General features: G+C 36.1%; 12 protein-coding genes and 3 pseudogenes. 7 read left to right on the top strand and 8 right to left on the bottom strand.

Annotated elements, in window-relative coordinates:
- The 4 genes and pseudogenes from ACFIME_RS08680 to ACFIME_RS08665 form a co-directional block, all read right to left on the bottom strand.
- A pseudogene (locus ACFIME_RS08680) lies at positions 1–67 on the bottom strand (exonuclease); the annotation flags it as partial.
- A 1-nt stretch (position 68) separates the two neighbouring features.
- Positions 69–849 (bottom strand): annotated as a pseudogene (locus ACFIME_RS08675) (ERF family protein).
- A 409-nt stretch (positions 850–1258) separates the two neighbouring features.
- Positions 1259–1552: a HigA family addiction module antitoxin gene (locus tag ACFIME_RS08670; protein WP_375640137.1), complete on the bottom strand. Its 294-nt coding sequence runs from the start codon at positions 1550–1552 to the stop codon at positions 1259–1261.
- A 16-nt stretch (positions 1553–1568) separates the two neighbouring features.
- A complete protein-coding gene (locus tag ACFIME_RS08665) occupies positions 1569–1850 on the bottom strand; it encodes a type II toxin-antitoxin system RelE/ParE family toxin (RefSeq protein ID WP_004856694.1) in 282 nt (93 codons plus the stop codon).
- A gap of 182 nt (positions 1851–2032) precedes the next feature.
- Between ACFIME_RS08665 and ssb the strand changes: the two genes are divergently transcribed.
- From ssb to ACFIME_RS08630, 7 genes and pseudogenes are all read left to right on the top strand, one after another.
- Complete coding sequence (gene ssb / locus ACFIME_RS08660; protein ID WP_375684803.1) at positions 2033–2485, top strand: single-stranded DNA-binding protein; 453 nt, start codon at positions 2033–2035, stop codon at positions 2483–2485.
- 12 nt (positions 2486–2497) lie between these two features.
- The gene (locus ACFIME_RS08655; RefSeq protein WP_375684802.1) at positions 2498–3034 is read left to right on the top strand and encodes a hypothetical protein; all 537 of its coding nucleotides are present in this window, start codon (positions 2498–2500) and stop codon (positions 3032–3034) included.
- A 67-nt stretch (positions 3035–3101) separates the two neighbouring features.
- Complete coding sequence (locus ACFIME_RS08650; protein WP_375633256.1) at positions 3102–3302, top strand: type II toxin-antitoxin system HicA family toxin; 201 nt, start codon at positions 3102–3104, stop codon at positions 3300–3302.
- Positions 3299–3694, top strand: coding sequence for a type II toxin-antitoxin system HicB family antitoxin (locus ACFIME_RS08645; RefSeq protein ID WP_375633257.1), 396 nt, complete (start codon positions 3299–3301; stop codon positions 3692–3694). The genes ACFIME_RS08650 and ACFIME_RS08645 overlap by 4 nt, the downstream gene beginning before the upstream one ends.
- A gap of 508 nt (positions 3695–4202) precedes the next feature.
- On the top strand, positions 4203–4523 hold the full coding sequence (locus tag ACFIME_RS08640; protein WP_375684805.1) for a hypothetical protein: 321 nt from the start codon (positions 4203–4205) through the stop codon (positions 4521–4523).
- 8 nt (positions 4524–4531) lie between these two features.
- Complete coding sequence (locus ACFIME_RS08635) at positions 4532–5107, top strand: hypothetical protein (protein WP_375684804.1); 576 nt, start codon at positions 4532–4534, stop codon at positions 5105–5107.
- A gap of 586 nt (positions 5108–5693) precedes the next feature.
- A pseudogene (locus ACFIME_RS08630) lies at positions 5694–6207 on the top strand (antA/AntB antirepressor family protein).
- Between the two features lie 44 nt (positions 6208–6251).
- Here ACFIME_RS08630 and ACFIME_RS08625 read toward each other — a convergent pair.
- The 4 genes from ACFIME_RS08625 to ACFIME_RS08610 form a co-directional block, all read right to left on the bottom strand.
- On the bottom strand, positions 6252–6533 hold the full coding sequence (locus tag ACFIME_RS08625) for a type II toxin-antitoxin system YafQ family toxin (RefSeq protein ID WP_375634173.1): 282 nt from the start codon (positions 6531–6533) through the stop codon (positions 6252–6254).
- Positions 6520–6783, bottom strand: coding sequence for a type II toxin-antitoxin system RelB/DinJ family antitoxin (locus ACFIME_RS08620; RefSeq protein WP_375662297.1), 264 nt, complete (start codon positions 6781–6783; stop codon positions 6520–6522). The genes ACFIME_RS08625 and ACFIME_RS08620 overlap by 14 nt, the downstream gene beginning before the upstream one ends.
- 410 nt (positions 6784–7193) lie before the next feature.
- The gene (locus ACFIME_RS08615) at positions 7194–7490 is read right to left on the bottom strand and encodes a HigA family addiction module antitoxin (RefSeq protein ID WP_004861504.1); all 297 of its coding nucleotides are present in this window, start codon (positions 7488–7490) and stop codon (positions 7194–7196) included.
- Positions 7491–7506: 16 nt separating this feature from the next.
- On the bottom strand, positions 7507–7821 hold the full coding sequence (locus ACFIME_RS08610) for a type II toxin-antitoxin system RelE/ParE family toxin (protein ID WP_375662295.1): 315 nt from the start codon (positions 7819–7821) through the stop codon (positions 7507–7509).
- Positions 7822–7979: the final 158 nt, after the last annotated feature.

The raw sequence follows: 7979 nt of genomic DNA, 5'->3' as shown, positions 1-7979 counted from the left end.
TGTAAATGTTTGATGCGGTGACTTTACCCAAGCGTGCTTGGAACCATTCTGCTGTTCTTTGTTCCATCTCACACCGCCGTTTGTTGCTCTTGTGATGGGAGCGATTGTAGAGCTTTTTCTTTTTGAATATTTTTTCTTCTTTCCAAATGCCCCAAAACCAATTCTGCTTTTTTACAAGACATATCTGTTAGTTTTTCTGCTTCTGCAAAATAAAGAAGACTACTTTCATTTGTCCCTGTTTCTTTAATTAATTCTTCGATTTGCTTTATCTGTTTAGAGGAAACTTTTTGATTATTTGTATCGCCTTCTTTGGTTTGCGGTTGACCATCTGTATCGTCTTCTTTACTTGCTACATTAAGAAGCATGCCTAACAGGTATCTCCGTGCGTAGGTAAGTGTGGAACTAACTGATTGTATGTTATTTTTAGAGCCTGTACTGTCAATTGGAAATGTTCCTTCTGTTGAGATTTGATTTCCTGAAGGATGAGACAGAATTATTTCTATGGTAACGTTTTTTCTGTTTAATGTTTAATATAGTTGTATTTTGCAAGCCCGTCCTTTACAGCATCAATGTACTGATCAAGCATAGCGTATTTGCTGTTTGTATGGGTGATTGTAGAGTTTTTTCAATATTTTGATATTTTGTTTGCATAGCCGAAAGATCACGGACAAAGTTTTGGCGCTCTTGTCGTTCTATTTCTTTTTCTCTTAAATCAAGAAGACGCTTTAAGCGGTCAATACTGACGTCACTTTCTAAGGCTTTATTTAAAATACATTCCATAGCAGTTTGTTCGACGGCTAAATGATGTGTTTCTTCAATTTCTATTAGGTTAGTGTTTTGTTCACTCATTTTGATTTCCTCCATTACGCGCAATTCACGTGTAGCGTGAATCACGCATGTTTTAAAAGGCTGGTTTGGCTGTTAGAAAGGGCTTATACGCTCTGTCTTTTCCTAGGGATATGTTCTCGGCTTTTCTATTATAACTAATATGTGTATATTGCTCTTTGGTATTCTTTTTTAGTTTGTGTATTGTTTCTTATGTTACATACACGCAGTTTAATAAACATATCTATTTACACACTACAGTGCTCAGTTAAAAAGCTATAGTAAAATTTCCGATTTTATAAAACTGTTCAGATTACGTTGTCTCTTCTCAACGTTCATAGATGCAATCAACAAGAGCATAAAAAACTATCGTGGGTTGCTTGATTTTAAAGAACATGACCTCTAGGTGTGAAGAAAGATGGACTAAGTATTTTTAAAGATGCCCTACTTGCTCTAGAGGTGAAATATGTGGGATTGGGCTGTTATGCCGAGCTTGCCACAAATCATACTTTTGTTGCAATTTAAGCCAGAATTCCGCATCATTTAAACCTGCTTTTTCTAACCGTAAAGCTAAATTAATGCTAATCGCTGCATGACAGTTTAAGACGCGGGATAAAGTTAAACGTGCAACACCAAGACGATTTGCAGCTTCTGTTACTGTTAACCCTAATTCATCAAGCAATTCTTCTTTCAAAATGCCGCCAGGGTGTGGAGGATTGTACATCATAATAACACCTCAAAACTCAATGGTAATCTTGATAATCAACCAGTTCAACGTCTGTCCCAATGAAACGAAAGGTAACACGCCAATTTGCATTGACACGCATTGACCAGTAACCTTTTAAATCGCCCGTAAGCGCATGTAGACGATACGATTTAAGAGTAACTTGTTCAGGCGCGGATATTGTATCTAAAATTACTAAAATGTTTGCTAATTTTTTAGCATGCGCGGGTTGTATGCCTTTGCAGACTCCTCGTTCAAAGAATAATTTCAATCCTTTATGCTTAAAACTAACGATTGCCATATATACCCTCTTGATACTATACACCATGCATTTATGTCAATTGATTATTTATCAAAGGGCGCCTTAAAACATAATTTTATATGTTAAAAAACAATAATATCATTTTGAAATAATTGAAAAAATAAGAAAATCATGCTAGGATTTTGTATGTATTAAAATACAAATTTAAGGTAAGAAAAAACATGCTAAATAAAGTGATGTTAATCGGACGCCTTGGTGCTAATCCCGAAAGCAAAACAATGACTTCTGGAGCAGAAATAGTCAATTTTAGTATAGCGACTTCTGAGAGCTATACAGATAAAAAAACCAATCAAAAAGTAGAGAAAACAGAATGGCATTCAGTTGTGATTTTTAATCCACATTTAGCAAAAATTGCACTTCAATATCTCAACAAAGGTTCAAAGGTTTACATAGAAGGAAAATTACAGACACGCAAATGGCAAGATAAAAATGGGCATGACCGTTATACAACAGAGATTGTTTTACCACAATTCAAAGGCGAGTTGTATTTGCTTGATGCAAAGAAAGATCAATCAACATCCCCTACCCCTTCATCCATTACTACCCAAAATTATGCTATCGCTTCAGGTGCTGCTGATCATAGCACATCTCTTAATGATGCTATCCCATTCTGATTGAAAAAAAATATGACAAAAAGAAAAAAACGTGCAAAACGCGGTCGTCCTCGGATTAAAGGATGTATCAGAGAACCAAACGGACGCATCTCACGAGCAAAAACACCGCATGAACCCATGGATAAATTGGCACTTGAAATGCGTGCCAAACGCTTCTGTTTGACCATAGAAGAGGCTAAAAATCCACTTTCCGGTACCTATATCGGGCGGCTTTATTTGCAAGGCGAAATCAATCAAGACCAATATGATGCTGCGCAAAAATATCTTGAAGTGAAAAACAATTACCTATGTGCAAAAGCATTGCCTAATGCAATTTATGATGAAATGCCTACAACTTCTGATAACGGAGCAAGAGAGAAATGGGTACAGATAGCAACAGAACATCTTTTAGCTGTAAAAGATGTTGTTCAAGAAGCTCAATGTTTACACCGTCAATATAACCTTCATGCCGCATTACAGTATCTTGTCATAGAAGATCAATCACTACCACACCTTGTGCTTTCATTGCGTATTGTTCTTAATGCGCTTCATAAGCACTTTAGCCGTTAAAAAAGAATTGACATCAGATGAAAAATCATTAAAATGTGTATATATTTACACATCATGAGTTTAGGGAATGGAACAAGATAGCCGAAAAATCATTACAAAATTAAAGCGTGATGGCTTTGAACTTATCAAAGTGAAAGGTTCTCATCATAAATTAAAAAAAGATGATAAGGTTGTTATCGTTCCACATCCTAAAAAAAATCTTCCGATTGGTACAGCACGTTCTATCGCACAACAAGCAGGCTGGTTAAAAGAAGGAGAAGAAGAATGAAAAGATTTTTTGCTCTTGTTCATAAAGATGAAGACTCTGCTTTTGGTGTTCAGTTTCCTGATTTTGAGGGACTTTTTTCTGCTGCTGATGAGGAAGAAAATTTAATAGCAAATGCAACAGAAGCACTCCAACTTTATTGTGAAGATGTAGATAGAGTGCCTATTCCTTCAAAATTTGAAGAAGTCATACAACGGGAATCTGTCAAAACAGCTTTGTCAGAAGGGGCTTTTTTAATACAAGTTCCTTTTATTGAAAATGATTCAGAAGTCATACGCACAAATATATCAATTGAACGAGGGCTTTTACGTGCAATTGATAATTGTGCACAAAAGAGAGGTTTAACAAGATCTGCTTTTTTGGCAACAGCAGCCCGTCACGAGCTTAATATTTAGCTCATCAATCTGGAAAAATTTCTCACTCTCGATTTTTTTGCAAAAGCGTGTAATTGCATATGATCCGCAAACTATTAATGAAAATCAAAAGGCGGCAGGCAAACAAAACGCTATAGTTAAGAGGGATATAACTATCATTGATACTATATACATGGCATCTAATATTTCTGAACCTGTCATTGCCTTTCCCTCCTATAATAATTTCACAATAATTTATAAAATCTAAAATGTTTTAGAAAATTCTATATATTCTATTTTAAAATAAAAAAATACAAGATCATGATTTTTTTTGTTGACATAGTGTAAAAAATCGTATTTAATGACGGTACTGCACTAGTCGTATTGTGTATAAAATTCAAAAATATCCCCAAAAATTCAGCAAAATGTGAACTTGAAGCGTGGCTAGAAAGCCCTGTTTTCTGGGTAATTCTGGCTAATTAATTTTTCACAGAATAAAAATCAATATTTGACTAATGATGTCATTAATTATGACTCAAAAGGAGCAATGATGAAAGCTGTCATCACTAAGCCAATGTGTGTTGTTGGCGACAATAAAAGCACTGTTCGCTTTGAACCATCAACACCCAATAATCTATTTGTTGAAGTTTCCAATCAAGTCTACGCACGTCTCAAGCGTGCAAATGCTGCTAAACCTTTTGTTGATGTTCAAACAAAAATAAAACCCGACAAGACAATTGAACAAATTAAGCAAATAGAAAAAGAATCCAACCAAAAATCAACTGAATCAGCAGCCGAGGAAATTCCACTCGAACAACCCAAAACACCTAAAGCTTCCAAGCCATCAACATCTACCCCAAAAAAGGCTTAGAAGTTGAAATTAATTATCCACCAAAATGGTATCTTCAACAGGTAAAAGATACCTTCACAAACCTTCAAGCACCACGCCTTAATTGGGCTCTGCGTAATGCTCTAAACACTGCAGCAAAACAAGTTGAACGCTTTACTGAAAAGCAAGTTGCAGATGTTACATCAGCCCAAATAAAGCGTATAAGAAGAGGTGTTTATATTAAAGAAAAGGCGACAGCAAGGTTTCTTGAGACAGATATCATTGGTTCTGGAACACCAATACCTCTTAAATTTTTTAAAGTAAACGAAACAAAACGCGGCGTAACTTACACACTGTTTGGAAAGAAAGAAATCTTACCCCATGGTTTTATCAAGGGAGGCAGTTTTCCAAAGCGTGTTGAATTAAAAAAGCTGAATGGTAATGTGTTTCAAAGAGATGACGGAGATCAATTCCCTATTGCAAAACAAGAAGGACCCTCAATTGCTGGAATGATGTCCAAACCAGAGATTGCAAGTGCTATTGCACAATATGCCAATGAAAGATTAACTGAAAACATACAGAGACAACTTAAACGTCAAGAATATGCTGCCAACAAGAAAGGCTAGATCATGTTCTCAAGCTTTATCTATATCTTACATATCCTTATGAGTTTAAGCATTACATATTCTTATTGCAATTTAAAAAAAGATCATCATTTATGCTTTGTTTTTTCATAAAAAAAGTCAATAAAATCAATTCAAAAGGTACTCCCAGCGGGTTGGCTTCGTTGCGGGGCAGGACAGCGCAAACTATCGCTAGCGACAGAATTTTCAAATTGACTGTACATTGTACACTTAACTTATTGATAAATAACAATTTCAATATGTACACTGTACAGTATGTGAAACGTTTTCTTAGCAAAAAGTAATTTTTATTACTTGACAATTCTACAGTAATAGGTATCTTCGAATCAGGTGCCTAGAAAACACTTGAAAACAACTAGCGGATTGGTTGCCGAAATAACTGATCTTCCGCAAACTAAAAGCTTTGACTCATTGTATGCTACACGCATATAATAATATTGTCGGGTGTGGTTATGCTATACAATACCCTTTATGGGAAAGGCGTAACGACGGGCTAGTTGCCGTGTTTTCTAGCGCCCGGCATCCTCTTCGGATGTCAATAGAAAACCTTAACAACTAGGAGTTCATTATGAACACTCTTATTAAAATTACAGAACAAACAATTGATCAAGAAACTGTTCAAGCAGTAAATGCACGTGAGTTGCATATGTTTTTGAAGGTCACATCTCGTTTTAACGATTGGATCATTAATCGTATTAAAGAATATGGTTTCCTAGAAAATAAGGACTTTGTGAGTTTTACTAAAAATTTAGTAAAACCTAAAAGCGGTCGTCCAAGTACAGAATACCACATCACATTAGACATGGCGAAAGAGCTCTCAATGGTGGAACGTAACGAGAAAGGACGTCAAGCACGCCGTTATTTTATTGAGTGCGAGAAGAAACTAAAAAGCCAATTTGTTGATAATGAATTATTTTCTTATGAGTGTTTTAAAAAAAACTGCTGGTGTTGGAGAAATCTTAGGATTGGTGATGAGACGTTTGTTAGATGCAAATAACCTCGAAAAAGAGCTTGATCATTACAAATCAGTTACAAAAGAAGCTAAACGAGTTTTAGCGACTCCGATTGCAAAAGTAGCTTAGACTTAAAACATCTTCCCTCCCCGTTCTCAAAATGGGGAGGTGGTTTAAAGATCAAGTTTTGAATGGGAGCCCAGACGCACTAAAATCAATCGATCTTGACCAATCAAGCGATAAATCAATACTAAGTCAGGTCGAATATGGCAATCTCGATAATTGCTCCAATTCCCAGTCAATGCATGGTCATAATATCGAGGTTCTAAAGGCTGGTCATTTGCTAATGCTGCAATGATTTGGCGCAAATCAGTATCTAAAAGATGCCGATACCGTCCTTTCATTTCACGCTTGAAATCACGTTTGAAGATAGTGGTACGTTCAATCGTCCGCATAGAGATCATCAAATAATTCGTCTACGGAATGAAACTTTTTTAAGTTACCTTCCTCTAGTTCTGCAAAAGCCGCTATAGTTTCCGCATTAGGTTGAAACAAGAAGGACGGAATAGCTTTATCTTGTGCAATACGCGTCATCAACACTCTCACAACATCACTTACTGATAAACCTGAAGCTTGAATAACTTGATTAGCAACATTTTGAATTTCTTCTGGTACACGCGCTTGAACCATACGACTGGCAGCCATGATGATCTCTCCTCTTATAACTGTATTTCAGTGTAATACAATTGAAGTTTAATTTCAACTGTAAAGCACGATTTTTAGAGTGGCGAGATCATTTGGCTTAACAACCGCTTGCTTTTTTAAGACTTTTACCTACGTTTACGGCGTTCTTTTGTTACATATTTAAAGAAGGAGGGTGGTAAAACATCTTTAGCTGGCTTTAGACGTGCAAGTTCTTCATCTGTCAATGGTGGAGAATCCACGGCTTCCAAATCTTCTTTTGTGTAGCCACATCTTATTTTAAAGTTTTTTTTGAAAACCAATAATTCTCGTGTGACTTGGAGCGTATCCGTTTACATACCGGAATATACACCCGATTATACCGGATCGTCAATTATCTGTTACGTCTTAAAACTTCATGAGTGGAAAGATCATTAAACCCTACATTCAAATTTATTGATTTTGGCAAATTCGTCTGCTTTTTCAGTTTGTAATATACTAACGTCATAAGCAGCTTGCATGTTGAGCCAAAATTCAGCAGTAGTATCAAAAAAATAGGCTAATCTTAGTGCTGTATCGGGAGTCACTGGACTATTTTCAGCAACAATACGTTCTATTCTCGTGCGTGGAACATTTAATGCTTTTGCAAGGGCATAAGCAGAGAGAGCATATTCTTTTAAATATTCCTCTCGTAAAATTTCTCCGGGATGAATAGCAATATAATTTTTCATCTCGACCTCCTACAGATCAATGATAATCTACGATTTCAACTTCATAAGCGCCATTAGAGTGCCATTCAAAACAAATACGAAACTGGTCATTAATACGAATAGAATATTGACCTTTACGCTCTCTTTTCAATGCTTCTAAACGATTTCCTGGAGGACTGCGTAAATCTTTAAGGTCAACCGCTTTATCGAGCATAAACAATTTTCTTTGGGCTATACGTACTAGAGTTGTTGGAAAACCTTTAGGCGGATTACCTTCTAAAAGATCTTTACAACGCTTATCCGCAAAAGATTCAATCACCAAATCACCTTCATTCACTCTTTTATGTATCATAGCATGATACCAATCTAAAGAAAAGGATGAATGTTGAAAAATATTTAGTAAAAGAGACTATTCCATGACCAAGAAGCATCGTGAGGGTCTATCGGTTCGTGCGTTTGCGAAGAAGATGGGTGTTTCACATAATGCAGTGGTTTCTCGGATAAAGACAG

Source organism: Bartonella sp. AP1QHHD, assembly GCF_042196265.1.
Taxonomy (GTDB): Bacteria; Pseudomonadota; Alphaproteobacteria; order Rhizobiales; family Rhizobiaceae; genus Bartonella.
This window is presented reverse-complemented; position numbering and strand designations above follow the sequence as displayed.

Bases quoted from the DNA above. Each gene is read 5' to 3' on its own strand.
- ACFIME_RS08625 (WP_375634173.1), bottom strand. From the start codon at position 6,533: ATGCGGACGATTGAACGTACCACTATCTTCAAACGTGATTTCAAGCGT.
- ACFIME_RS08640 (WP_375684805.1), top strand. From the start codon at position 4,203: ATGAAAGCTGTCATCACTAAGCCAATGTGTGTTGTTGGCGACAATAAA.
- ACFIME_RS08670 (WP_375640137.1), bottom strand. From the start codon at position 1,552: ATGATGTACAATCCTCCACACCCTGGCGGCATTTTGAAAGAAGAATTG.
- ACFIME_RS08650 (WP_375633256.1), top strand. From the start codon at position 3,102: ATGGAACAAGATAGCCGAAAAATCATTACAAAATTAAAGCGTGATGGC.
- ssb (WP_375684803.1), top strand. From the start codon at position 2,033: ATGCTAAATAAAGTGATGTTAATCGGACGCCTTGGTGCTAATCCCGAA.
- ACFIME_RS08655 (WP_375684802.1), top strand. From the start codon at position 2,498: ATGACAAAAAGAAAAAAACGTGCAAAACGCGGTCGTCCTCGGATTAAA.
- ACFIME_RS08615 (WP_004861504.1), bottom strand. From the start codon at position 7,490: ATGAAAAATTATATTGCTATTCATCCCGGAGAAATTTTACGAGAGGAA.
- ACFIME_RS08610 (WP_375662295.1), bottom strand. From the start codon at position 7,821: ATGATACATAAAAGAGTGAATGAAGGTGATTTGGTGATTGAATCTTTT.
- ACFIME_RS08665 (WP_004856694.1), bottom strand. From the start codon at position 1,850: ATGGCAATCGTTAGTTTTAAGCATAAAGGATTGAAATTATTCTTTGAA.
- ACFIME_RS08645 (WP_375633257.1), top strand. From the start codon at position 3,299: ATGAAAAGATTTTTTGCTCTTGTTCATAAAGATGAAGACTCTGCTTTT.
- ACFIME_RS08620 (WP_375662297.1), bottom strand. From the start codon at position 6,783: ATGGCTGCCAGTCGTATGGTTCAAGCGCGTGTACCAGAAGAAATTCAA.